This is a genomic window from Herbidospora sp. NBRC 101105 (assembly GCF_030269205.1).
In the GTDB taxonomy this organism is placed as follows: domain Bacteria; phylum Actinomycetota; class Actinomycetes; order Streptosporangiales; family Streptosporangiaceae; genus Herbidospora; species Herbidospora solisilvae.
Map to the genome: position 1 here is coordinate 131530 of NZ_BSSX01000004.1, position 24107 is coordinate 155636.

21 protein-coding genes are annotated in these 24107 nt (G+C 71.1%); 9 read left to right on the forward strand and 12 right to left on the reverse strand.

All coding sequences use genetic code 11. The features are described from left to right. Positions 1–6 precede the first annotated feature (6 nt). The 5 genes from QSK34_RS17835 to QSK34_RS17855 all read left to right on the forward strand — a co-directional run bounded on the left by QSK34_RS17835 (position 7) and on the right by QSK34_RS17855 (position 6272). Complete coding sequence (locus QSK34_RS17835) at positions 7–1485, forward strand: PspC domain-containing protein (RefSeq protein WP_285585407.1); 1479 nt, start codon at positions 7–9, stop codon at positions 1483–1485. Next, a complete protein-coding gene (locus tag QSK34_RS17840; protein ID WP_030451411.1) occupies positions 1475–1687 on the forward strand; it encodes a hypothetical protein in 213 nt (70 codons plus the stop codon). The genes QSK34_RS17835 and QSK34_RS17840 overlap by 11 nt, the downstream gene beginning before the upstream one ends. Before the next feature lie 90 nt (positions 1688–1777). Next, positions 1778–2392, forward strand: a complete 615-nt coding sequence (locus QSK34_RS17845) for an SRPBCC family protein (protein WP_285585408.1) — start codon at positions 1778–1780, stop codon at positions 2390–2392. A gap of 92 nt (positions 2393–2484) precedes the next feature. Then, positions 2485–5217 carry a CDP-glycerol:glycerophosphate glycerophosphotransferase gene (locus QSK34_RS17850; RefSeq protein WP_285585409.1) on the forward strand — a complete coding sequence of 911 codons (2733 nt, stop codon included), beginning with the start codon at positions 2485–2487 and terminating at the stop codon, positions 5215–5217. Then, positions 5214–6272, forward strand: coding sequence for a glycosyltransferase (locus tag QSK34_RS17855; RefSeq protein WP_285585410.1), 1059 nt, complete (start codon positions 5214–5216; stop codon positions 6270–6272). The genes QSK34_RS17850 and QSK34_RS17855 overlap by 4 nt, the downstream gene beginning before the upstream one ends. Here the strand turns inward: QSK34_RS17855 and QSK34_RS17860 are convergent. The 6 genes from QSK34_RS17860 to QSK34_RS17880 form a co-directional block, all read right to left on the reverse strand. Continuing rightward, positions 6269–6595 (reverse strand): helix-turn-helix domain-containing protein, encoded by a 327-nt coding sequence (locus tag QSK34_RS17860; protein WP_285585411.1) that lies wholly within the window; start codon positions 6593–6595, stop codon positions 6269–6271. The two genes, QSK34_RS17855 and QSK34_RS17860, sit on opposite strands and share 4 nt — an antisense overlap. Next, a complete protein-coding gene (locus QSK34_RS17865) occupies positions 6592–6783 on the reverse strand; it encodes a type II toxin-antitoxin system RelE/ParE family toxin (RefSeq protein WP_502875533.1) in 192 nt (63 codons plus the stop codon). The genes QSK34_RS17860 and QSK34_RS17865 overlap by 4 nt, the downstream gene beginning before the upstream one ends. A 3-nt stretch (positions 6784–6786) precedes the next feature. Further along, positions 6787–6924: a hypothetical protein gene (locus QSK34_RS37940; protein WP_502875528.1), complete on the reverse strand. Its 138-nt coding sequence runs from the start codon at positions 6922–6924 to the stop codon at positions 6787–6789. Positions 6925–6993: 69 nt separating this feature from the next. Next, the gene (locus QSK34_RS17870) at positions 6994–8040 is read right to left on the reverse strand and encodes a sulfotransferase family protein (protein ID WP_285585412.1); all 1047 of its coding nucleotides are present in this window, start codon (positions 8038–8040) and stop codon (positions 6994–6996) included. A 4-nt stretch (positions 8041–8044) separates the two neighbouring features. Continuing rightward, positions 8045–9046 (reverse strand): sulfotransferase family protein, encoded by a 1002-nt coding sequence (locus QSK34_RS17875; protein WP_161482606.1) that lies wholly within the window; start codon positions 9044–9046, stop codon positions 8045–8047. Beyond that, positions 9039–9878: a CDP-alcohol phosphatidyltransferase family protein gene (locus QSK34_RS17880; protein ID WP_161482605.1), complete on the reverse strand. Its 840-nt coding sequence runs from the start codon at positions 9876–9878 to the stop codon at positions 9039–9041. Before QSK34_RS17880 ends, QSK34_RS17875 begins: the two co-directional genes overlap by 8 nt. A gap of 229 nt (positions 9879–10107) precedes the next feature. Between QSK34_RS17880 and QSK34_RS17885 the strand changes: the two genes are divergently transcribed. Further along, positions 10108–11565 (forward strand): stealth family protein, encoded by a 1458-nt coding sequence (locus tag QSK34_RS17885; RefSeq protein WP_161482604.1) that lies wholly within the window; start codon positions 10108–10110, stop codon positions 11563–11565. Here the strand turns inward: QSK34_RS17885 and QSK34_RS17890 are convergent. Genes QSK34_RS17890 through QSK34_RS17900 form a run of 3 tightly spaced genes read right to left on the reverse strand, consistent with a single transcriptional unit; the run spans position 11543 to position 16700 of the window. Then, complete coding sequence (locus tag QSK34_RS17890; protein ID WP_285585413.1) at positions 11543–14467, reverse strand: bifunctional glycosyltransferase/CDP-glycerol:glycerophosphate glycerophosphotransferase; 2925 nt, start codon at positions 14465–14467, stop codon at positions 11543–11545. The two genes, QSK34_RS17885 and QSK34_RS17890, sit on opposite strands and share 23 nt — an antisense overlap. Next, positions 14464–15756, reverse strand: a complete 1293-nt coding sequence (locus tag QSK34_RS17895) for a polysialyltransferase family glycosyltransferase (protein ID WP_285585414.1) — start codon at positions 15754–15756, stop codon at positions 14464–14466. The genes QSK34_RS17890 and QSK34_RS17895 overlap by 4 nt, the downstream gene beginning before the upstream one ends. After that, positions 15753–16700: a glycosyltransferase family 2 protein gene (locus tag QSK34_RS17900; RefSeq protein ID WP_161482602.1), complete on the reverse strand. Its 948-nt coding sequence runs from the start codon at positions 16698–16700 to the stop codon at positions 15753–15755. The genes QSK34_RS17895 and QSK34_RS17900 overlap by 4 nt, the downstream gene beginning before the upstream one ends. Before the next feature lie 183 nt (positions 16701–16883). Between QSK34_RS17900 and dprE1 the strand changes: the two genes are divergently transcribed. From dprE1 to QSK34_RS17915, 3 genes are all read left to right on the forward strand, one after another. After that, positions 16884–18188 (forward strand): FAD-binding protein, encoded by a 1305-nt coding sequence (dprE1, locus tag QSK34_RS17905; protein WP_285585415.1) that lies wholly within the window; start codon positions 16884–16886, stop codon positions 18186–18188. Beyond that, positions 18185–18919, forward strand: coding sequence for a decaprenylphospho-beta-D-erythro-pentofuranosid-2-ulose 2-reductase (dprE2, locus tag QSK34_RS17910; protein ID WP_285585416.1), 735 nt, complete (start codon positions 18185–18187; stop codon positions 18917–18919). The genes dprE1 and dprE2 overlap by 4 nt, the downstream gene beginning before the upstream one ends. Before the next feature lie 68 nt (positions 18920–18987). Beyond that, positions 18988–19788, forward strand: coding sequence for a polysaccharide deacetylase family protein (locus tag QSK34_RS17915; protein ID WP_285585417.1), 801 nt, complete (start codon positions 18988–18990; stop codon positions 19786–19788). On the opposite strand, the gene QSK34_RS17920 is transcribed toward QSK34_RS17915, so the two are convergent. The 3 genes from QSK34_RS17920 to QSK34_RS17930 are packed head-to-tail and all read right to left on the reverse strand — an operon-like array spanning position 19686 to position 24096. Next, on the reverse strand, positions 19686–20927 hold the full coding sequence (locus tag QSK34_RS17920) for an acyltransferase family protein (RefSeq protein ID WP_285585418.1): 1242 nt from the start codon (positions 20925–20927) through the stop codon (positions 19686–19688). The two genes, QSK34_RS17915 and QSK34_RS17920, sit on opposite strands and share 103 nt — an antisense overlap. A 25-nt stretch (positions 20928–20952) precedes the next feature. Further along, complete coding sequence (guaA, locus tag QSK34_RS17925; protein ID WP_161482597.1) at positions 20953–22500, reverse strand: glutamine-hydrolyzing GMP synthase; 1548 nt, start codon at positions 22498–22500, stop codon at positions 20953–20955. A 39-nt stretch (positions 22501–22539) separates the two neighbouring features. After that, entirely contained in the window at positions 22540–24096 is a 1557-nt protein-coding gene (locus tag QSK34_RS17930; RefSeq protein WP_285585420.1) for a succinic semialdehyde dehydrogenase, read from the reverse strand. Between the last annotated feature and the right edge of the window lie 11 nt (positions 24097–24107).

A 24107-nucleotide genomic window follows, 5' to 3' on the forward strand; every position in this document is an offset into this window, starting at 1 on the left:
GGCACCATGACCGAGGCACCACCCGAGGAGATCCCGCTCGCCCGTTCGTCCGACGGGCGCATGCTCATGGGCGTGTGCGCCGGGATGGGCCGCTTCACGGGCATGGACCCGGTGCTGTTCCGCGTGGGCTTCGCGGTGCTGCTGCTGGGGTCGGGCATCGGCTTGTTCCTCTACATCGCGGCCTTCCTGCTGATGCGGGAGCCGGGCGGGGGCCCCGGCCACGTGGAGCAGTGGACGCGCAGGATATTCGACCCCGAGACCGTGATGGCCCTGCTCGTGGCCGTCTTCACGGTCGGCCTGATCATCAACCTGGCCTCGGGGGGCATCGACCGCGGCACGATCGTGGTGGGGGTGCTGCTGGCGATCACGCTGCTGGCGGCCCACGCGCGGGGGGTCGACGTGCTCGGGCTGGTCACCTCGCTTCCCGAACGGCTGTCGGGGCGGCGGGGCACCACGAAGATGGAGCCGCCGCCCGCCGCCGACTCGGCGTTCACGCTGGGGGCCTTCACCGCGGGGGCGACCGGCGGGAACCTCCGGGAGACGGTGCGCGAGTCGTTCCGCGAGTCCTACCGCATGTCGTTCGGCCGCTATCCGTCGGAGAGCTCGGCCGACGGCGATCGGGAACCGGCGGCGGAGGCGCCGGAGGCGCAGCGGCCCACGCGGGAGTATCCGCGGACCCCTCCCCGGCCGAAGTCGCCCGACGGCTACCGGCGGTTGTCCGATCTGGCCTACGAGGCCAGGCAGGCGGCCTACGCGGCCGGCGACGCGTTCGCGCCGCACGGGCCGTTCGCCAAGCGGGCGCCGGCGCCACCGCCGCCGCCACCACCGCGCCCCAGGGCGCCCAAGCCGCCCAAGGCGCCGAAGGCCAAGAAGCGCAGGTCCTTCGTCGGCGTCCTGACATTCGTGCTCGCAATGATCGTTGGAGGGGTCATGGTCGCCGTGCAGCAGCCCGGGGCCGATTCGGTGAGTCTGCCGATGGTCGGCGGGGCGGTGCTGGCCGTCATCGGAGGGGGCCTGCTCGTCGCCGCCTGGTTCGGCCGGGGGGCCGGGCTGATCGCGCTCGGCGTGATCGTCGCGGTGGCCCTGGTGATCGGCACGTCGGTCACCGGCATCTCGAAGAGGGTCGGCAGCTACTCGTGGCACCCGACCACCGTCGCGACCGCCGCCCGCACCTACGCCGTGGGCGTCGGGGCCGGCGAACTCGACCTGACCGACCTCGAACTCGCGCCCGGGACGCGCGTCAGGTTCGACGCCTCGGTGTCGCTCGGCCAGCTCACCGTGGTCGTGCCGCCCGACGCCGTCATCGAGGTGCACGGCACCACCCGCCTGGGCGACATCAAGATCGACCACCACGTCAGCGACGGCGCCGACGTCCGGATCAGCCGGGTCCTCAACCCGGTGACCGGCCCCGACGGCCTGGCGGCCACGATCGAACTGTACGTCTCGGCGGGCGTCGGCGACGTGGAGGTGCGCCGTGGCGCCTGACGTGCCCGAGCGGAACGACCGCAAGAGAGCCCACCGGACCGACTGGATGGCGCTGCTGTGCGGCCTGCTGTTCGTGGGGGTCGGGGTGCGTTATCTGACCGACCCGACCCCCGACCCGGCGATCATCGGGCCCATCCTCATCGGGGGGCTGGGAATCGCCGGAATCGCGGGAATCCTGGCCAAGGTGATCCGGAAGCGGTGACCCGGGGGTTGATCTGCGACTACGCAGGCGTACGTTCGTAGTTTGGCGGTAGTTGTCTCCGGAGCGCCTTTCAGAGAACGGAGTCGAGCCATGCGATTCGAGCACGAGTTCACCGTGCCGGTCCCGGTCGACCAGGCGTGGTCGGTCCTCCTCGACGTCGAGCGGCTGGCCCCCTGCCTCCCCGGCGCCACGCTCGACTCCGTCGAGGGCGACACGGCCACCGGGAGGATGCGGGTCAGGGTCGGCCCGCTCACGGTCAACTACCGGGGCACCGCCCGGATCGCCAATGTGGACAAGGACACCCGGACCGTCGAGGTGGTCGTCGAGGGCGCCCACGCGACCGGCGCGACCGAGGCGGCCATGACCGCCCGCCTGCTGGAAGACACCGCGGGCACCCGGGTCACGCTCGTCACGACGTGCGCGACCGACCTGCCGCAGCCGGTGCTCGACGACGTCGGCGCACGGTTCGCTGCCAACCTGGCCGCCCTGATCGAGGGGCGGCGGCACCTGACGGTCGTGCCCGATCCCGTGCCCGAGTCCCATCCGCCGGGCACCCTGCGCACCTCCCGAACGGCCGAGGAGGAGGCCTTCGACCTGCGTGAGGCCGCCGGGGCGTCGCTGGTCAAGCGGCTGGCCCCGGTGGTGGGCGGGCTCGGGGCGATCGGGCTGATCGTTTACGTCGTCCGGCGGTGGGGCCGCCGGTAAGTCGTCGGCAAAAGATGACTACAGAGGGCAATCGTCCGATTTCGTGGGGGAACATCCCATATCAGTGATTTTCATCTGATATGGGGGTGGGTATGGCGGCCCGACCGGCTGTGAGTGTGGTCGTGATCACCTACAACGACGCGGCCCGCCTCCCGAGGGCCGTGCGCTCCCTGTACGCCCAGACCCTCCGCGACCTGGAGATCATCGTCGTCGACGACGCCAGCACCGACGACACCGCCGACGTGGCGGGGCGTTTCCCCGGGGTGCGCTACCTCCGGCTCGACCGCAACTCCGGCGGCTGCGGGGCGCCGCGCAACGCGGGACTCGACGCGGCGCGGGCGCCCTACGTCATGTTCCTCGACAGCGACGACGAGCTGCCGAGACACGCCTGCAAGGCGCTGCTGACGGAGATCGAGCGCACCGGCGCCGACTTCGTGGCGGGCCAGATCATGCGCCACTACGAGGCGAGCGGGACCGGCGCGCCCTACTACCCGGAGTTGTTCCGGCGCAGGCGCGTGGTCGAGGGCATCCGGGCCGAGCCCGAGCTCTTCCTCGACGGCTTCTCCACCAACAAGATCTACGACGTCGAGTTCCTGCGCGAGCACGACCTGCGCTTCCGCGAGGACCTCCACTACGAGGACCACGTCTTCACCGCCCGCCTCTACGCCCGCGCGCGGCGGTTCGCGGTGGTGCCGTGGCCCGTCTACCTGTGGCACCGGGCGGCCGGCGAGAGCACGTCGATCTCCCTCAGCCTGCGCGACGTCGCCAACGCGCGGTCCCGGGTGGCCGCCGCCGAGGCCGCCGACCAGGCGCTGCGCGACGCCGGGATGGGCGACCTGGTCGCCCACCGCCAGTCCCGGTTCGTCCGGCAGGACCTGCGGGTCTACCTGAACGTGCTGCCCCGGTTCGACGCGGTGTGGGCCAAGGAGACGGCCGCCGTCCTCCGCCCCTACCTGGAGCGCCTGGAGCAGGGTGTGCTGGAGCGGGCCGACCCGATGACGCGGGTCTGCGGCGAGCTGCTGCTGCGCGACCGGGTCGAGGACCTGTGCGTGGCCGCCCGCAGCCTGACGGGCCCCAAGGCGCCGCCCCGGCACGCGGTCAGGGCCGACGGCCTGACCTACTGGGGCACCGAACCCGACCCGGCCTTCGAGATCACCACGATGCGGCTGGCCGAGTTGCCCTACTCGCAGGCCCGGCTGCGCCACGAGGTGACCGAGATCGCCGCCGCCGGCTCGGTCCTGACGATGTCGATCACCACCTACGACCCCTTCGGCGTCGTCGGGCTCGACGACGTGGCCGACCTCATCGCCAGGAAGCACCGGACCCGGCTGATCCCGCGCCGCCAGCCCGACGGGACGATCCAGACGGAGGTCACCCTCGACCTGGCCACGATCCCGCCGGGCCGCAGCGGCGCCTACGAGCCGCGCCTCGGCTTCACCCGCCCGCTCGACGGCCACACCACCAGCGACCCGCTGCTCGTCGGCGCGAACCTGGAGCCCCTGACGCTGAAGATCAAGGGGTACGAGATCACCGCCCGCCCCCTCGGCGACACCGCCACGTTGCGGCTGCACTGGCGCAGGACCGGCCTGCTGCGGGCCGTCGCGCGGCGGCCGTCCATCCGGCCGCACGCCCTGCGCGCCGCCGGGCTCCCGGCGCGGTTGCGGAGGAGGCTGGCCGCCAGAGACGTGAAGCTGGCCGTCTACAAGGTGCTGATCCGCGTCGTCCCGCGCAAGAAGGACCTGGTCCTGTTCGAGTCCGACTGCGGCCGGGGCTACACCGGCCATCCGCGCTACATCCACGAGGAGCTCCTCCGCCGGGGGTCGAAGCTGCGCGCCGTCTGGTCGCGTTCCTCGGGCGTGTTCCCCGCCCACGTGACCACGGTCCGCCGCATGAGCTGGCGGCACGTCTGGACCATGGCCCGCGCCGGATGGTGGGTCGACAGCCACGGCATGCCGCTCGGTTTCCCGAAGCCGCGCGGCACCCGCTACCTGCAGACCTGGCACGGCCAGGGCATCAAGTCGATCGGCCTGGACGCCCCCGACCTGCGCGGCGACTTCCCCGGCCCGCGCGAGGAGTGGCGTGCCAACGTGGCCCGCTGGGACGCCCTGGTCTCCCCCGGCGCCGAGTTCGAACGCACCTTCATCCCGTCGAACGAGTACGCCGGGCCCGTGCTGCGGCACGGCTCACCGCGCTGCGACGTGCTGTTCCACGGCGACCCCGAGGCGGCGGCCCGGGTGCGCAGAGAGTTGGAGATCCCCGCCGCCAAGAAGATCGTCGTGTACGCCCCCACCTACCGGGACCTCACCCGGGGCGCCTCGGTCCGGGCCGACCTGCACGAACTGGCCGCCGAACTGGGCGACGAGTGGGTCCTGGTGCTGCGCACCCACCCGATCGAGAAGCACGTCATCCCGCAGGACCTGCGCTGGTTCGCCCGCCAGGCGGGCGGCTACCCCGAGGTCAACGACCTGTTGCTGGCCGCCGACGTGCTGGTCACCGACTACTCGTCACTGATGTGCGACTTCGCCGTGACCGGCAAGCCGATGGTCTTCCTCGTCGACGACTGGGAGACCTACCGGAGAACCGAACGCGGCAGCCAGTACGACCTGCCCGAGATCGCCCCCGGCCCCTGCGTCACCACGACGCGGGACCTGGCCGCCGCGATCCGCGACCCGTGGAGCCCCGAACGCTACGCCGCCTTCCGCCGCACGTGGTGCGCCGAGGAGCGCGGCCACGCGGCGGCGCGGGTCGTGGACGCGTTCTTCGAGGGCGTGACACCCGAGATGCCAGTCGCCGTGATCCCGCAGCCGACGGAGGCCGCCCTGTGAACACCGTCTCCTTCGCCTGCCTGGACGCCGACACGCTCGGCGGCATGCAGCGGGTCACCCACACGCTGGCCCAGGGCCTGGCCCGGCGCGGCTACGACGTCCACGTGATCGGCCTGCACATGTCGGACGACCCGGTGACCTACGTCGAAGACCCGGCCTACGGCCGCCACGAGCTCAACCGCGGCCCCCGCTGGGGCCTGGGCGCGACCAGACGCGCCCGGCAACTCCTGGACGGGATCGCGCCCGGCCTGCTCGTCATGACCTCACCGGGGGTGGTCAGCCGCCTGTCCGGCCTCCTGGGCGGCCACCGCGGCATCGGCCACTACCACGGCTCGTTCGCCCACGCCCGGGGCACCTGGCACTTCGGCGCGGTCAAGGCCCACTACGGCCACCTCGACCAGGCCGTCTTCCTCAGCGAGGACGACGCGTGGCGTTTCTCGGAGGAGGCCCTGCTCCCCAACACCTGGCACATCCCGAACCCGCTGCCCGGCTGGCCGCACCGCCCCTCGCCGCTGCGGAGGACCCGGATCCTGGGCGTGGGCCGCCTGACCGGCGTGAAACGCTTCGACCGCCTCATCTCGGCCTTCGCCCGCGCGGCCCGTCCCGACTGGGAACTCCACCTCATCGGCGACGGCCCCGACACCGACCGCCTCATGCTGCACGCCGTGACCGAGGGCGTGTCGCAGCAGGTCGTGTTCCGCGGCCGGATCCCGGCGGGCGAGATGCCGACCGAGTACCGCGCCGCGTCACTGGTGGCCCTGTCGAGCGACCACGAGGGCTTCCCGCTGGTCCTGGGCGAAGCGGCGGCCTTCGGCATCCCGGCCGTGGCCTTCGACGTGTCCGGCGGGGTCCGCACCCTGATCGACGACGGCGTGACCGGGGTGCTCGTCCCCCCGGGCGACGTGACGGCCCTGGCGACGGCTTTGGCGGAACTGATGGACGACGCGCCGAGAAGAGCCGAGATGGGCGCCGCCGCCCGCGCCCACGCGGACGCCTTCCGCCTGGAACCCGTCCTCGACCAGTGGGAACACCTCTTCGCCCACCTGAGCCGCTAGGCGACCTTCACCGAGTGGGAGCCCACATTGATCGTGACATCGAGGTGTCCGCCGAGCGCGGCGGCGTAGGCCCGCAGCGTCTCCAACTCCATGACTTCGAGGTTGCCGTTCTCGATCTGGGAGATTCTGGACTGGGAGACGCCAAGGATCTTCGCGATGTCCGCTTGCGTCTTACCGAGGGATTTGCGGAGTTCCCCTAGCTGATAGCCGGCGACATACGCGTCTTGCAGGGCACGGGCCTTCGCCTGGCGTTCGGGATCGGCCATCTCAGGATTCAGACGATGAGCCTCGGCTTTGACGTCTTCCCACCGGCGGGCTTTCATCGATCAGCCTCCTTTTCCAGCTTCGCCCGGTATTCGGCGTAGCGTGCCTCAGCGAGCGGTATGGCCTTGTCATGCCAGCGGGACCATTGTCCTGCCTTGTCACCGGCGACCAGGAAGATCGCCGACCGGTCGGGGTCGAAGACGAAGAGCAACCGGATCTTCGATCTCCCTGTCGAGTCGGGCCGCAGCTCTTACAGGTTCGGAAGACAGCTGTGCTCGAGGGTGTCGACGAGAGGCCGCCCCAGGGTCGGACCGGCCTCGGCGAGCTGATCAATGGCGTCCTCGATCAACTCCACGGGCTCCAGAAGGACGACATCCAGATCATGCACGGAACATAACCTCAGACTAATATACCTGAGGGAGATTTCCCAGGTCGGAGCCCCAGGAAATCTCCCCCGTTACGACGATTCGACCAGGTGCTCGCGTGGCAGAGGGGGTAGCCCGGCCAGTGCCCGTTGGCCCGAGGTCAGCAGGGCCGGGAGCGGGCCCGGTTCCCACAGCCGGATCAGGCGTTCGCGGCCCGTGCGCTTCAGCCGGGCGCCGCGCCGTTTGGCCGCCGTCGTGCGGTAGGCCGTGCGGTGGTCGCGGGTCGCCTTCGCTGCGCCGCTCAGCTCGTAGCCGTGGGACTCCAGGCGGGAGCCCAGGACGGTCTCGCACAGGGAGATCTGCCAGGGCTCCAAACGGGTGGACCAGCTGCCGCTGCGGGCCGTGGTCACGGCCGTGTGGGTGTTGGCGTGCCAGACCTTGTGGGCCGGCACGGCCACCTGGGCGACGTGCCGGGGTTCGCACATCGCCGGGTCGTAGTCCTCGCCGATGAAGCCGCACAGGCGCTTCAGGGCGAGTTCCGGGTCGGCCGTCAGGTCCTCGTACCGGAGTTCGTGGTAGGAGCCGGCGGGGAGGTGGGCGGCGTGGTGGCGGCCGAAGTCGATCGCCTCGGCCCAGTTCGCGATCGCGTGGTAGACGTCCAGTTTGTACCAGGGCATCTCCAGCAGCGAGGCCACGCAGTCGCGGCCGTCGCGGACCAGGTGGATGAACTGGGCGTCCGGGAACAGGCGCAGCAGCATGCCCACGTGCTTGAAGTAGCTCGGGCGCTTGTCGCCCCACCTCGGCTTGCCGAAGCGGGCCGCGTAGTCGCGGAACACGGTGCCCAGGACCGAGCCGAGCGAGCCGGGGGCCGCGACCGCGTGGTCGACGTACTCGGTGCGGTCGAGGCCCAGTTCGCGGAACTTGGTGTCCTTCCCGCCGGCCACCCATTCGGCCAGGCGGCGCCGGTTGTCCGGACGCCGCATGTCGCCGTGCCGGCGCCGGGCGTGGTAGGCCTGGATCATGAAGCGGGTCTCCGGCGGGACCGCGATCCGCGGGTGACTGTGCAGCATGAGCTGCAGCATCGTGGTGCCCGAGCGCGGGCAGCCGATGACGAAGACCGGCCTGTCCAGGGTCGCCATGGGGTCAGGAGCCCAGCCCGGACAGCTCGCGCTGGCCGTCGGTGAGCTGCGCGGCGACCGGGCCGGCCTCACGGAAGCGGTTGAACCACTCCGTCACGGCCCGCTTGCGGTACCGCCGCTTCCAGTAGGCGGCCGTCTTCTCGTACGCCGCGACGTGCTTGCGCTCGGCCTTCGGGGCGCCGGTGAGCTGGTAGCCGTAGGAGGTCAGGCGCTCGCCCATGACGGTCTCGCAGAGCGAGATCTCCCAGGGCTCCAGGCGGGTCGACCACGTGCCGGCGCGGGCGGTGGTGACCTCGCCGCGGGTGTTCTCGTGCCACGACTTGTGCGACGGGATCGTGTCGGCGACCTTCGACGGCTCCCGCATCGCCGGGTGGTACTCCTCGCCCAGGAAGGAGCACAGCTTCTTGAGCTCCAGCTCGGGGTCGGCCGTCAGGTCCTCATAACGGAGCTCGTAGTAGCTGTCGGGGCCGAGGCCGACCTTGCGGCCGAAGTCGATGGCCTCGCACCAGCGGTTGACCGCCTGGTAGATGTCCTCCTTGAACCAGGGCATCTCCTTCAGCGAGGCGACGCAGTCACGGCCGTCGCGCACGATGTGGACGATCTGGCAGTCCGGGAACATCGCGATGAGCGCGTCCATGTGCTTGATGTACGGCGGCCGCTTGTCGCCCCAGCGCGGCTTGCCGTGCTGCTCGCCGTACATCTTGTAGACCAGGCCGACGACCGAGCCCAGCGAGCCGGGCCCGGCCACGGCGCGCTCGATGAACTCGTGCTTGTCGATGCCCAGGTCGCCGAACTGGGTGCGGTGGCCGCCGGTGACCCACTGCGCCATCTCACGGCGGCGCTCGGGGTTGCGCAGGTCGCCGAAGCGGCGGCGCTTGAGGTAGGCCTGCACGAGGATGCGCGTCTCCGGCGGGATCGCGATGCGCGGGTGGGCGTGCAGCATGAGCTGGAGGAGCGTGGTTCCCGAGCGGGGGCACGCCACGATGAAGATCGGCCGATCAGACAAGCACTTTCACCCTTTCCGGTACGACCCGGTCGGCCTCACGGGCCGCCAGCCAGGTGCGGTAGACGAGAGCGGCCTCGAACGCGGTCAGCAGCGCGCCCGTGGCGAGCGCGGACCAGAGCATCGCGGCCGCCCCGAACAGGGGCGCGACGACGAAGATCGCCGCGTGGAACTCGATGCCGCTCATGAGATGGGTCCGGACGCGGTGCCGCGCGAGGAACAGGCGGAACCGGTCGAACCAGGGGAATCTGCGGCGGAAGGCCGACTGGAGATCGACGACGGAGCCGTCGCGGACGTCGGCCAGCGGGTCGGCCAGCAGGACGTCCTCGACGAACACGGGGTCGCCGCCGGTCGCGGCGCGCACCCGGTCGCGGGAGGCCTCCCTGACCCTGAGGAGCTGGGGCCCGTTGACATACCGGAACAGGTCCAGGACCACGATCCCGGCGGCCAGCCACAACGCCCACAGGGCGCCCTCGCCGAAGGCGAAGCCGAACGCGCATCCCGCGACGCGCACCCGGTCGCCGACGTAGTCGAGCCAGAGGCCGAAAGAGGTGCCGCTGCCCTTCAGCCGGGCGATCTTGCCGTCCATGCAGTCGACGGTGAAGCTCAGGTAGAACAGCGCCGCGCCCGCGGCGAGCTCACCGGCCGCGAAGCAGGCGGCCGAGGCGACGCCGAGCAGCATCGACAGGCCGGTCAGCCCGTTGGGCGTGATCGAGGTGTGGTTGGCGGTCAGGAGCGCGAGCCGGCACGCGACCGGGTCGACCGCGAAGACGGTCCACCAGGAGTCCCGTGGCTTGCGCGTCGCCAGTATGTCGTCGAGCGTGAAGCCCCCCATGAACGTAAGAATGACTACGTTCGGTAGTCGTCAACGGCTTCTTCTGGGCTCCCCAGAGCATCTCGTTGCCACTTCTTGACCATTGCCCTGACGTGGGCAAAGCCCCCGCCAACGCCCTCAGGCGTCCGGTAGGGTCGCCGCATTCTTCGGGGGGAGAGCCATGCCGGTGTCTACGTTGTACCGACAGCTTCACAGCCGCCTGACAGCGCGCGAGCCGATGCCGCCCAAGGTGGCTCTGATCAGGCAGGACGCCAGTCCCGCGCAGGCTTCGCGGGAGACGTTCGACCTGATCTGCCGATCACTGTCCGGATCGGCGATTCCGTTCTTCTGTGTACGGCCCATGCGCGGCCGTCCACCGGTCATCGCGGTGCGCACGACGTACCGGCAGAGGGCCATCAGGTCGTTGGCCCGGCACGGGCTCTACGGCGCGCGGCTGCCGGGAGGCCGGCACAAGGTCAACGAGCTGGGCAAGATCCGGCAGTTGCGCCGCAACGACATGGGTGACGCCAAGGCGATCCGCCTGTGGCTCTACTACGCCAGCCCGTCACGCACCCTCACGCTCGGCCCCGAGTCGGGCGTCGACCTGGAGTTCTGGCAGCGTGAGGGCGAGATGCTGGTGGCGCCGCGGCCCAACCGCGTGTGCGAGGCGGTGCCCGTCCACGAGGAGACCGTCGACGCGCCGGAGTCGCTGTTCAACCGGCTGGTGTCGGAGTCGGCGCGGGTCTATCCGACGCGCCCGGAGTTCACCCGCCGGCTGGTCGACGACGTCGACTTCCCGATCGACGCGGTCTACACCTGGGTCGACGGCAACGACCCGGAGTGGCGGGCCCGCAAGGAGCTGGCGCTGACCGGCGGCCTGAGCGACCTGGCCACGAGCGAGGCCCGTTTCGTCAGCCGCGACGAGCTGCGCTACTCGCTGCGCTCGCTGCTGACGTACGCGCCCTGGATCCGGAACGTCTTCATCGTGACCGACCGGCAGAAGCCGTCGTGGCTGGTCGAGGACGACCGGATCCGGATCGTCGACCACCGGGAGATCTTCGCCGACCAGTCGGTGCTGCCGGTGTTCAACAGCCACGCGATCGAGTCGCGGCTGCACCACATCGAGGGCCTGTCGGAGCACTTCCTCTACCTGAACGACGACTTCTTCCTGGGCAAGGTGCTCTACCCGGAGACGTTCTTCGAGGGCAACGGCATCACCCGGTTCTTCCCGTCGATCGCGCAGGTCCCGTTCACGCTGAACGAGGACAACCCCGTCCACCAGGCCGGCATGAACAACCGCCGGATGCTGGAGGAGCTGTGCGGGCGCACGCTGACGCAGAAGATGAAGCACGTGCCCTACGCGCTGCGCCGGTCGTTGCTGTTCGAGCTGGAGGAACGGTTCCCGGCCGAGTTCAAGACGGTCTCGGCCAGCCGGTTCCGCCGGGCGAGCGACATCTCGACCGCGTCGTCGCTGGCGCACTACTACGCCTACCTGACGGGCCGGGCGCTGCCGGGCCAGATCGACTACACCTACGTCGACCTGGCGCTGCCGAAGACCCCGGCCAAGCTGCGCCGCATGCTGGCCAACCGCGAGCACGACGCGTTCTGCCTGAACGACACGGCGCCGACGACAGCGGACCAGGACGCCGCCCTGGCCCGCTTCCTCGACGCCTACTACCCGACGCCTACGCCATTCGAGAACCACTGAGCAGGATGTCGACCACCCGGGACGACGCCCTCCCGTCGTCCCACGGGCAGAACTTCTGCCGGAACGTCCGGTAGGCCGCGGGCACCGCGGCCTCCCTGATGGCGTCGATGGTCTCGTCGGTGGTCCTGGTCAGCGGCCCCGGAGCCTCGGCGGTGAAGTCGAAGTAGAAGCCGCGCAGCGTGTCGCGGTAGCGCTCCAGGTCGTAGGTGAAGAACACCATCGGCTTGCCGGTGCAGGCGAAGTCGAACATGGCCGAGGAGTAGTCGGTGACCAGCACGTCGGCCGCCAGGTAGAGGTCGGCGATCTCGGGGTAGCCGGTCACGTCGATCGCCGGGGCCTTGATCTTCGGCCGGTCGGTGATCAGGTGGTGCGCCCTGACCAGCACGACGTGGTCCTTGAGCGCGAACTGCATGCGGGCCAGGTCGAGCTCCATCGACAGGCGGCGCCTCTTGCCCCGGTGGAGGTCGTCGCGCCACGTGGGGGCGTACAGGACCACCTTCTTGCCCGGCGGCACGCCCAGCCGCCTCCTGACCGCCATGGAGCGGTCGGCGAAGAGCAGGTCGTTGCGGGGGTAGCCGGTCGACAACACCACGCCCCGGTAGCCGAACGCGCGCCGCATGATGGGCGTCGAGAACGGGTTCGGGGAGATCAGCAGGTCCCACTGCGGCACGTCGCGGGCCATCCAGTCGAGCAACTCGGTGCGCCGGAACGGCAGGTCGCGCAGGTCGTGGCCGAGCTTCTTGAGCGGCGTGCCGTGCCAGGTCTGCAGGTAGGTCTGGCCCGGCGGCTTGGTGTACCAGTTCGGCTGGGTGCGGTTGCCGACCAGGTAGCGCGCCGTCGCCAGCGCGTACTCGTGCTCCTTGGAGCCGTGCAGGACGACCCGGGAGTCCTCCGGCGTCTCGAACGAGCCGTCGCGGGTGACCCAGACGTACTCCAGCGGCAGGTCCCGCGACCGCATCTCCTCGAAGATCGCACGCGGGTTGCACGAGGCCAGCCGGCCGCCGTAGGCGTCGAAGACGACGGTCTCCCTGATGGGGTTCTTCCTGAAGTGCCGCACGGTCCCCCGCAGGCGGCGTTCGGCGAACCGGCCCCGTTCGTCGTCCTCCAGCGCGGGCTGCACCACCACCAGGACCTCCCCTTCCAGCTCGGTGCGGAACGACACCCGGTGCACGCCGATCCGGCGCGGAGACGGCGACACCCCCACGCGCAGGCGAAGGGGTGTGCCATCGGTCTTCCTGATGCGCCAGACCCCCACCCGGGCGGGCGGGGTGATGAGGACCCGGCCGTCGTCGCCGGGCCGGTGGATCGTCTTCTGGAACACGAGCCGCTGCCTCTTGCGCGTGGTCACCGCGATCCGGTCGCCGCTCCACTCCACCCAGGCGTGGCCCCGGTCCTTGACCGGCCGCCGCAGCACCAGCCCCTCTTCGGTCAGGCTCGGCTGGTGTGCTCCCCCGGGCGGATAGCGCCGGTACCCGGTGTCGGGATGGGCCTCCGGCACGCCCTTTCTGACGACCTCGCCGTCGCGCACCGAGCAGTGCAGGTTCCAGCGTCCGCGCGGCACGTCGGCCAGGTCGATCGACGCCTCGAACCCGGCGTCGTCGTGGCAGGTGGCCGACTGGCCCGAGTCGGCGGTGGCGTCCATCCGGGTCACCCGCCGCACCTCCAGCGGCAGCCGGACGCCCTCGCGCTGGAACCACACGTCGATCGTGGTGCGCGAGCTGTCGAGGTGGGTGATGTAGGCGTAGCCGCGGGCGGTCATCCGGGTCCCGTCCATCTCCACGCCGTCGACGACCGCCTTGAGCTGGAAGTCGACGGAGGGGTCGTACACCGAGTCGGGGATGCCCTTCGCCGGGTTGCGCAGGTACGGGTAGTCCATGAACCAGCGGCGGCGCTTGAACCAGCCGTGCCGGACCGCGCCGGCGTCGCTCAGCGACGCGCGGCGGAACATGCGGACCTCGCGCAGTTCGGGCACCATCCGGTTGGCGGCCAGGTGCAGCTCCAGCCGCCGGATCGACGGCTGCTTGGCGATGGCCTTCGGGTGCAGCACGCCCAGGGTCTCGGCCAGCGAGTCGAGCAGCGCCTCCTGCTCCGCGCCCTCGGCCGTCTCCAGCGACTCCAGCAGGAACGACAGGTCGAACTCGGTGACCAGCAGGTCGTGCTTGGCCCAGAGGCGGGGCGCGTGCTCGTTCAGGAACTCCGACACCTGCCGCATCGAGGCCAGCCGGTCGAGCACGTTGGCCGGCTCGGTCCGCCGCTGCGAGATCGAGCCCGACCGGACGCGCCAGTGGTAGACGACCTCTTCGAGCACGTCGGTCGAGGTCGACAACACGTGGGCCGGGATGGTGACCGGCGAGTCCTCGTAGCGCCGGGCGGGGAACTCGAAGCCGTGCCGGTCCCAGAACTCGCGCCGGAAGACCTTGTTCCAGATGGTGCGGTCGGCGAGCAGCGCGTGCCGCCTGCGGATGTGGGTGCCGGTGACCGTGGCGGCGAAGGCCTCGGCGTGCCCGGCCGAGGGCCGCAGCTTGCCGCCGACGATGCGTTTCACGTTCCCGCAGGCCAGGTCCGAGCCGGTGGCCTCCAGGCTGCCGACGAGCGAGGCGTAGGCGGTGCGCGGCAGCGTGTCGTCGCCGTCGGCGAACGCCAGGTAGACGCCCCGGGCCGCCCGCGCCCCCGCGTTGCGGGCCGGCCCGAGGCCCCGGTTCTCCTGCTCGATCAGCCGGAACCGGGAATCGGCGGCGACCTTCTCCTTGGCGATGACGGCGCTGCCGTCGGTGGAGCCGTCGTCGACGAGCAGGTACTCGATGTCCTTGAGCCGCTGCTTGGCCAGCGAGTTGAGGCAGCGCGGCAGGAACTCGGCGACGTCGTGGAAGGGCACCACGACCGAGAGCGTCGGCCGGGTCATCCGGTCACCAGCCGGCGCGCGTGGCGCAGCGCCCGCCGCCAGAGCGACGGGCGGGGGGCCTTCTTGATCAGCCCGTACTGGGTCAGGCGGCGGCGCGGGAAGTAGCGCCAGCGCACGTCCTTGCGCAGCTCCCGGACGGCCGCCTCGGCGCTGGCCCGCAGGTGGGGCATGCGTTTGCGCTGGGCGCAGTAGACGACCCCCTCGACGAGCCGGGGCAGCAGGTCGGGCTCGACCGGGGCCGGGACCAGCGCGCCGGTCCGGGTCAGCTCGGGCACGCTCGCGTCCACGATCGTCACCGCGACCCGGTTGCTGTTCTCGTAGGGCTTCATCCGCTCCAGGACACGCGGGCAGCCGACCGTGGCGACCGGGATGCCGAAGTAGTGCCGGGCGGTGATCAGGCCGGTCGAGAAGGTGCCGACGACCAGGTCGGGCCGGTAGGCGGCGAAGCACGTCTCGGCCGGCACCGACTCGGGCACCACGGTGAGCTGCACCCCGAGCTCGTCGGCCAGCGCCTGGATGCCGCGCACCTGGCGGCGGCCGGCCGACGGGTGCGGCTTGAACCGGACGGTGGTGAAGCCGCGGGCGGCGACGCCGTGCAGCATCGCCTCGTGGATGGCCTGCTCCTCCTCCCACGAGATGAGCCCGGCGTCGGACATGTACTGGCTGAGCAGCAGCGCCCCGCCGCGCCCGCCGACCGGCGTGACCGCGCTGACCTTGCCGACGATGTCGCGGAAGGCCACGTCGGGCACCGCGACCGCGGGGACCTTGTGCTCGGCCAGCATCAGCGGGCGCATGCCCTCGATCAGGTCGAGGTAGAGCAGCCGCTCCACCCGCGCCCCCAGGTCGCCGGGGATCGCGTCGCGGGTGGGGCCGTAGCTCATCAGGCCCTCGGAGTAGACCGTGATCGGGCAGCCGGAGAAGATCTCCACCAGCCCGCGCGCCGGGTAGGCGCCGATCGACTCGACGACCAGTTCGTCGGGGGCGTGCCCGTCGAGCAGCCGTTGCGTGAGCAGCCGCCGCAGCAGCGGCCCCTGCTCGGGCCGGACCCTGACGCGGACGGGGTGGTAGGGGGCGATCAGTTCGTTCCAGAAGTGCACGTGGTCGAACCGGTCGCCGATCGCCTCGAAGGCGGGCGTCCGGTGCAGGGGGGAGATCAGCTCGGGTACGGCCACGTTGCTCGACACGAGCAGCACGCGCCGCCCGGCCGGGCCGAACAGACCGGCGTCGATGGCCGCGGCCAGCGTCATCGCCCCGAACAACGTCGAACAGTAGAAAAGCTGGGTTTTCACGGCAGGAACCTCCTGAGCAGCTTCTCGCGGGCGTGGCCCAGCGTCGGCAGGACCACCGCGAGGGCGTCCGGCGGGACTTCCCGCAGGGCGGCGGTGGCCCGGGTGTCGAAGGTGGCCGCGACGTCGGGGCGCAGCCGCCGTCGCAGCTTGTGGTGGTAGGCGATCAGCGCGCACAGGTTGTGCGTCGCCTTGCGGACGAACTCCGGGTCGTCTCCGTCGAGGTCGTGGATGACGCCGAGGTAGGCGTCCAGGAAGTGCAGTTGCCGTTCGTCGCCGACCTGGGTGAGCGAGGCCTTGAGGCCGCGCCGGTAGAACACGCCGGTCAGCGAGGCGACGGCGTAGGTGGCGGCGTGGAGGTGGAGGCGCCACACCCAGGCCCGGTCCTCGGCGGTGGCCAGCGCGGGGTCGAACGTGAGCAGCCCCTGGTCGGCGAGGGAACGCCGGTAGACGCCGGCCCACGGGACCGGGTAGTCGACCATGCCGAGACGGCCCATGCCCGTGATGCCCGCACGGCCCGGGAAGACGACCCCGCGCCGCTGTTCGGGCGCCCGGCGCACCTCCCGGGTGGTGCCGGTCACCCGCACGTGGTCGACCCGGACGAAGTCGCAGCCGAGCCGTTCGATGGCGGAGACGAGCTGGGGAAGGTAGCCGGGGGCGTACCAGTCGTCGCCGTCGAGATAGGTGACGTACGTCCCGCTCGCCGCCGAAAGGCCCAGGTTGCGGGCCGCGGAGACGCCGGAGGAGGCGTCCCGGCCGATGACGGTCAGCCCCGGCAGGTCACCCTTGAAGCTCTCGGCTATCTCCCTGGTCGCGTCGGCCGAGCCGTCGTCGACGACGATGAACTCGAAGTCGGCACGCGCGTTGGCGCGCAGGGAGGTCAGGGCGTCGGCGATGTGGCGTTCGCCGTCCCTGACGGGAACGATCACCGAAAGGGTGGCGGCCATCCGGGGCAACTCCAACGGGCGGAACGGTGCGGTTACCCCGTAACCCTGCCGGTCACGGTGAGTCACGACCGATCTCTTGACCCATCCTTGAGGCGCAGGTCACCCGCCCGTGGGGGGTGCGTGCTCGCGATCCCCCGAATGCCGGGATAACGTGACGCGATCGGTCAATCACGGAGAGAGTCGATGGCGAACAAGACGATCCTCACCGGCTGGGGCCGTACCTCCCCGAGCGTCGCCGAGTTGTTGCGGCCCGGCGCCGAGGAGGAGCTGACCCCGCTGGTGCTGGCGCCGGGCGGGCGCGGGATGATCGCGCGCGGTCTCGGCCGCAGCTACGGCGATCCGGCCCAGAACGCGGGCGGGCTGGTGCTCGACATGACCGGCCTCGCCGCGATCGGGCCGGTCCGCGACGGCTACGTCACGGTCGAGGCGGGGGTGAGCCTCCACCGGCTGATGCGCGAGCTGGTGCCCGAGGGCTGGTTCCCGCCGGTCACCCCGGCGACCCGGCAGGTGACCGTGGGCGGGGCCGTCGCGGCCGACATCCACGGGCGCAACCACCACGCCGACGGCTCCTTCGGCAGCCACGTCACCGCCCTCGACCTGCTCGGCGCCGACGGCGTGACCCGCACGCTCACCCCCGACGACCCCGACTTCTGGGCGACCGTCGGCGGCATGGGCCTGACCGGGGTGATCACCAAGGCGACGATCCGGCTCACCCCGATCGAGACCTCCCGCATGATCGTGAACACCTGGAAGTGCGCCGACCTCGAATCGGTGATGACCCGGCTGACCCAGGCCGATCTCGCCCACCGCTACACCGCCGCCTGGGTCGACTGCCTGTCCCGGCAGGGCCGGGGCGTCGTCGAGGGCGCCGACCACGCGCGCCAGGGCGCGGCCCGCTCGTTCCGGGCCCGGGGCTTCGAGGCCTCCCCCGGCTTCCTGCCGGTCGGGCTGCTGAACCGCCACACCATGGGCCTGGTCAACCGGGGCCTCTACGCCACCACGAAACGCGAATCGGTGCAGGTCAGGCCGCTGGCGTCGTTCTTCCACCCGCTCGACAGGGTGGGTCACTGGAACCGCCTCTACGGGCCGCGCGGGCTGGTGCAGTACCAGTTCGTGGTGCCGATGGGCGCCGAGCAGACCCTCATGAAGATCGTCGAACGCATCAGGCGCAGCCACGCCGCGTCGTTCCAGACCGTCCTCAAGCGCTTCGGGCCGGGCAGCGGCGGCTGGCTCTCGTTCCCGACGCCGGGGTGGTCGCTGGCGCTGGACTTCCCGACCACCACCAAGGGGCTGGCCTGGCTGCTCGACCGGCTCGACGAGCTGGTGGCGGAGGCGGGCGGGCGGGTCTACCTGGCCAAGGACTCGCGGTTGCGGCCCGAGCTGCTGCCGGTGATGTATCCGGGGCTGGCCGCCTTCCGGGAGCGCCGGCGCGAGCTCGATCCGCGCCTGGTCTTCCAGTCAGATCTCGCCAGGAGGTTGTCGTTGTGAAGAACGCGTTCGGCGAACCGCAGAGCCTGCTGCTCGTCGGCGGGGCCTCCGAGATCGCGATGGCGACCGCGATGCGGCTGGTCCGCCGCCGGGTCCGCCGGGTGATCCTGGCCGGGCGGCCCTCGCCGGCCCGCGCCGCCGCGGCGGCGCGGCTGGCCGAGGCGGGCGCGAGCGTGGAGACGGCCGACTTCGACGCCTTCCGGGTCGAGGAGCACGCCAAGGTGATCGGCGACGTGTTCGCCGACGGCGACATCGACGTGGCGCTGGTGGCCTGCGGCCTGCTGGGCGACGCCGAGCTCGACCCGCTGAAGGCGGCCGACGTGGCGATGGTCAACTACGTCGGGGCGATGACCGCCGCGATCGTGTGCGCCGACGCGATGCGCCGGCAGACCCACGGCGCGCTCGTGGTCTTCTCCTCGGTCTCGGCGGGCCGCCCGTCCCCCTCCGACTTCCTGTACGCCTCCGCCAAGTCGGGCCTCGACGCCTTCGCCCGCGGCCTGACCGAGGCGCTGCGCGGATCCGGCGTGCACGTCATGGTGGTCCGCCCCGGCTTCGTCCGCACCCGCATGACCAGGGGCGTCACCCCGCCCGCCATCGCGACGAGCCCCGAGACGGTGGCCGGGGCGATCCTCGACGGCCTGCGCGCGAGGTCGGAGGTCGTGTGGGTGCCGGGGATCCTCGGCCAGCTCACCCGGCTGCCCGGTTCGATCGTCCGTCGCATCACGGGATGACAGGGCTCAGAAAACTCCCAATAACAGGCGTTACGCTTCGGGCTTGAGTGATTCCCGAGGAGTCTGTGATGCGCCGTCTGATCCCCGCCCTCGCCGCCTTAGCGTTGGTGGTGACCCTGCCCGCCGCACCCGCCGCGGCGGCGCCCAAGAAGGCACCCAAGAAGCCGTTCTGCGCCACCCACAAGTGCCTGGCGCTGACCTTCGACGACGGTCCGGGGCCCTATACGACCCGGTTGCTGGCGACGCTCAAGAAGTACGACGCCAAGGCCACGTTCTTCGTGATCGGCCGTGAGGTGAACAAGCACCAGGCGCTGCTGAAGAGCATCGCCAAGGCCGGTCACCAGATCGGCAACCACACGTGGTCGCACCCGTGGCTGACCGAGCTGACCCGCACCGAGGTCTACGACCAGGTCAACGAGACCCACAAGCTGATCAAGAAGGTGACCGGCAAGGCCCCGACGGTGATGCGCGCCCCCGGCGGCCTCACCGACGACACGGTCCGCGAGATCGCCGCCAAGTTCGGCATGGTCCTGATCCCCGGCACCACCTCGACCGGCGACTGGGTCGTGGAGAACCGCCAGGTCGGCCTGCTGACCTCCAAGGCCCTCGAAGTGGCCGGACGCGGCGAGGTCATCCTGATGCACGAGACCGTCAAGCAGACGGTCGACTCGATGCCGAAGGTGCTGGCCACGCTGAAGAAGCAGGGCTACCACTTCGTCACGGCCTCGACCCTGCTCGAAGGGGTCAAGCTGACGCCCGGCCAGTCCTACCCCGAGCCGCCGGCCGCGCCCGAGGGCAGCGACGACGACGGCCAGTTGCTCGAGGACGAGGACGATCCGTTCGGCGGCCAGCCCGCCGGCGAGGTCTGACGCTTCTTCACGAGGCGCCTGCCCAGTCGCTGGGCGGGCGCCTCGACCCATGTGTAGGTCGCCCAGCTGACCAGCAGCAGCACCACAAGGTAGCCGGCGGCCAGCAGCACGCGTTCCCACACCGGCTTCGACATCATGTGGCCGAACAGGATCGGCACCATCCGCAGGATCGGGTGGTGGACGAGGTAGACCGAGTAGCTGATCAGCCCGAGCCAGACGACCACCCTCGGCCACGTGCGGTGGCGCAGCGCCCGCCCGGCCCAGAAGGTGGCCCCGGCCAGCACCAGCGTGGTGATCCACACCGGCGGCTGCACCCACCACCAGCCCGCCGCGATGGCCCAGGCGGGGCTGACCGCGACCAGGACGGCGGCGGCGAGCACCGGCCAGAGCGGCCCGGTGCCCTTCTCCCAGCGGTAGATCGCGGTCCCGGTGAACATCATCGCGAGGATCGCCGCCCCGAACCACGGCACGTACGACGACCCGATCAGCAGCACCACCGCCATCACGCCGAGGACCAGCGCGGCGGCCGTCTGGAACCGCCCGCTGAACAACGCGGCCATGCCGGCGACGAACACGACCCCCGACACGACGGCGGGCCACGGCCCCGGCAACCACGGCGCCCCGATCACGATCCCGGCGGCCACCGCGAGCCCGCCGAACGCGACGGCGTACCACCCGCTGAACCGGTGCACGCCCTTCACGAACAGCGCCGTCACGACGAGGTAGAACACCATCTCGTACGACAACGTCCACATCGGGTCGGCCAGCCCGCCCACGTGGACCACGTCGAGCAACATCGAGACGTGCGCGAGCACCCCGGAGGCGTCACGGGGCACCTGCTCCCGGATCGGCACCCAGAGCCCGACCAGCAGCGCGATCGCGCACACCACCAGGTAGAGCGGGTAGAGCCGGAACAACCGGCTGGTCCAGAAGGCCCGCACGTCTCCCCGCCCCTCCAGCGAGGCGGGGATGATGTAGCCGCTGACCAGGAAGAACACGACCACGCCGTACATGCCGATGTTCATGAACGTCGGCCGGAGCGGCGGATAGACCCACGGGAGCAGGTGTTCGGCCACCACGGCGAGCGCGCCAATGCCGCGCAACGCGTCAAGCCAGGCCAGGCGGTTAGACGTGGTCACCGGGGCCAATCTACCCCGACTACGCCTATTCCCACTCGATGGTGCCCGGCGGCTTGCTCGTGACGTCGAGGGTGACCCGGTTGATCTCGCGGACCTCGTTGGTGATCCGGGTCGAGATGCGGGCCAGCACGTCGTAGGGCACCCGCGACCAGTCGGCCGTCATGGCGTCCTCCGAGCTCACCGGCCGCAGCACGACCGGATGGCCGTAGGTGCGGCCGTCGCCCTGCACGCCCACCGACCGCACGTCGGCCAGCAGCACCACCGGGCACTGCCAGATGTCGCGGTCGAGCCCGGCGCGGGTCAGCTCCTCACGGGCGATGGCGTCGGCCTCGCGCAGGATCTCCAGCCGGTCGTGGGTGACCTCGCCGATGATCCGGATGCCGAGCCCCGGCCCGGGGAACGGCTGCCGCCACACCATCGCGGCCGGCAGGCCGAGCTGCTCGCCCGCGCGCCGCACCTCGTCCTTGAACAGGGCGCGCAGCGGCTCGACCAGGTCGAACTGGAGGTCGTCGGGCAGGCCGCCGACGTTGTGGTGGCTCTTGATGTTGGCGGTGCCGGTGCCGCCGCCCGACTCGACCACGTCGGGGTAGAGCGTGCCCTGCACCAGGAAGTCGACCGGCCCGTCGGCCAGGATCGCGCGCTGCTCGTCTTCGAAGACCCGGATGAACTCCCGGCCGATGATCTTGCGCTTCTCCTCGGGGTCGGTCACCCCCGACAGCGCCTTGAGGAACCGCTCGGCGGCGTCGACGACGCGCAGCTTGACCCCGGTGATCTCGACGAAGTCACGCTCGACCTGCTCGGCCTCGCCCTTGCGCAGCAGCCCGTGGTCGACGAACACGCAGGTCAGCCGGTCGCCGATGGCGCGCTGCACGATCGCGGCGGCCACCGCGGAGTCGACTCCGCCCGACAGGGCGCAGATGGCCCGGCCGTCGCCGATCTTCGCCTTGACCGCCTCGACGGCGTCTTCGACGATGTTCAGCATCGTCCAGCTCGGCCGGCACCCGGCGGCGTCGAGGAACGCCTTCAGCACCTTCTGGCCGTGGTCGGTGTGCATGACCTCGGGGTGGAACTGCACGCCGTAGAAGCCCCGGTCGGGGTGTTCGAACCCGGCGACCGGCGTCTCCTTCGTCGACGCGGTGACCGTGAACCCCTCGGGGGCCTGGCTGACCGAGTCGCCGTGGGACATCCAGACCTGCTGGGCGGCCGGCAGCGTGCCGAACAGGCGGCCCGGCTCGACGACGGTCAGGTCGGTGCGGCCGAACTCGGCGACCCCGGTCTTGGCGACCGTGCCGCCGAGGGCCTGGGCCATGACCTGGAAGCCGTAGCAGATGCCGAACGTCGGCACCCCGGTCTCGAACAGCCCCTCGGGGGCGGCCGGGGCGCCTTCGGCGTAGACCGAGGAGGGCCCGCCGGACAGGATGATCGCCTTGGGTTTCTTGGCCAGCATTTCGGCCACCGGCATCGTCGAGGGGACGATCTCGGAGTAGACCTGGCATTCACGTACCCGGCGGGCGATCAGCTGGGCGTATTGCGCCCCGAAGTCGACGACCAGGACCGTGTCGAACTCTGACACAGGAGGACTCCCTGAAGATGAACCGGCGGTAGCGCCAGTCTACTTAAGGCGGAGTCTCTTCATTCCCTTGAGCAGGGTGACCAGGGTGTCCGCGTATGTCTCGTATGGCATGCCGAGGATGGGGTCGAAGCCGAGCCAGGCCGCCTGGGTGGAGATCGTCTGGCTCTCGGTGAACTTGGTCAGCCCCTCGTCGCCGTGCCGGCGGCCCAGGCCGGAGTTCTTCATCCCGCCCATCGGGGAGTCGAACGAGCCGTAGGCGGAGGCGTAGCCCTCGTTGACGTTCACCGTGCCGGCCTTGATCCGGGAGGCCAGGGCGCGGCCCTTGGCCGGGTCGCCGGTCCAGACGGAGGCGTTGAGGCCGTAGGCGGTGTCGTTGGCCAGCTCCAGCGCCTCGGCCACGGTGCGGAAGCGGTAGAGGGCGACGACGGGGCCGAAGGTCTCGGCGCGGCACAGGGCCATGTCGTCGGTGACGTTCTCGAGGATGGTCGGCTCGTAGAAGAACGGGCCCAGGTCGGGGCGGGCCCGGCCGCCGGTGACGACCGTGGCGCCCTTCTCGACGGCCTCGTCGACGTGGGCCGAGACGGCGTCGAGCTGGCGCTGGGAGGTCAGGGAGCCCATCTGGACGGCCCAGTCATGGCCGGGGCCGATGGTCATGTTGCGCACGGCGCGGGCGAACCGCTCAGTGAAGGCGTCGTAGACGGCGTCGTGGACGTAGAGGCGCTCGATCGAGACGCACAACTGGCCGGCGTTGGTGAAGCAGGCCCTGATCGCGCCGGCGGCGGCGCGGTCGACGTCGGCGTCGTCCAAAACGATCATGGGGTTCTTGCCGCCGAGCTCCAGGGAGCAGCCGATGAGCCGCTTGGCGGCGGCCTCGGCGACGCCCCGGCCGGCCCGGGTGGAGCCCGTGAAGGCGACGTAGTCGGCGTCGTCGATCAGGGGCTCGCCGACGTCGGCGGGGTCGCCGACGACGACCTGCCAGATCTCCGGCGGCATGCCGAGCTCGGTGAGCAGGTCGATGGTCCACAGGGTGGACAGGGGCGTCTGGGTGTCGGGCTTGTGCACGACCGCGTTCCCCGCGATCAGGGCCGGCACGACGTCGCTCACGCCGAGCGACAGGGGGTAGTTCCACGGGCTGATGAAGGCCACGACGCCGCGCGGGTGGCGTACCTCGACGGTCCGGGTGGCCAGCGGGAACGGGCCCCGGCGGGCGCGCGGGGCGAGCAGACCGGGGGCCTTGCGCACGTAGTGGAGGCTGCTCGCGGCGACGTCGAGGACCTCCTCGTAGGCGTGCCGGCGGGCCTTGCCGGTCTCCCACTGGATGACGTCGAGCAGGTCGGCGCGGCGGTCGAGGATCGCGTCGTGCAGCCGCTCGAACGGCCTGATCCGGTCTTTGACCGGCAGCTCGGCCCAGGCCTCCTGGGCCTCCCGCGCCTGCCGGTAGGCCCGGCGCACGTCCTCGGCCGACGACACCGGCACCTCGGCCAGCGGCGCCCCGGTGAAGGGCGCGACCACGGTCTGCGTCTTGCCCTCCGATGTGACGTGACGCAGGAGACGGTCGAGCAGCGCGGGGTCGGGCACCCGGAGTTCACCAGCCATGAAAGCGAGAC

Bases quoted from the DNA above. Each gene is read 5' to 3' on its own strand.
- QSK34_RS17835 (WP_285585407.1), top strand. From the start codon at position 7: ATGACCGAGGCACCACCCGAGGAGATCCCGCTCGCCCGTTCGTCCGAC.
- QSK34_RS17845 (WP_285585408.1), top strand. From the start codon at position 1,778: ATGCGATTCGAGCACGAGTTCACCGTGCCGGTCCCGGTCGACCAGGCG.
- QSK34_RS17850 (WP_285585409.1), top strand. From the start codon at position 2,485: ATGGCGGCCCGACCGGCTGTGAGTGTGGTCGTGATCACCTACAACGAC.
- QSK34_RS17860 (WP_285585411.1), bottom strand. From the start codon at position 6,595: ATGAAAGCCCGCCGGTGGGAAGACGTCAAAGCCGAGGCTCATCGTCTG.
- QSK34_RS17870 (WP_285585412.1), bottom strand. From the start codon at position 8,040: ATGGCGACCCTGGACAGGCCGGTCTTCGTCATCGGCTGCCCGCGCTCG.
- QSK34_RS17880 (WP_161482605.1), bottom strand. From the start codon at position 9,878: ATGGGGGGCTTCACGCTCGACGACATACTGGCGACGCGCAAGCCACGG.
- QSK34_RS17890 (WP_285585413.1), bottom strand. From the start codon at position 14,467: ATGACCCGGCCGACGCTCTCGGTCGTGGTGCCCTTCCACGACGTCGCC.
- QSK34_RS17900 (WP_161482602.1), bottom strand. From the start codon at position 16,700: ATGGCCGCCACCCTTTCGGTGATCGTTCCCGTCAGGGACGGCGAACGC.
- dprE1 (WP_285585415.1), top strand. From the start codon at position 16,884: ATGGCGAACAAGACGATCCTCACCGGCTGGGGCCGTACCTCCCCGAGC.
- QSK34_RS17915 (WP_285585417.1), top strand. From the start codon at position 18,988: ATGCGCCGTCTGATCCCCGCCCTCGCCGCCTTAGCGTTGGTGGTGACC.
- QSK34_RS17930 (WP_285585420.1), bottom strand. From the start codon at position 24,096: ATGGCTGGTGAACTCCGGGTGCCCGACCCCGCGCTGCTCGACCGTCTC.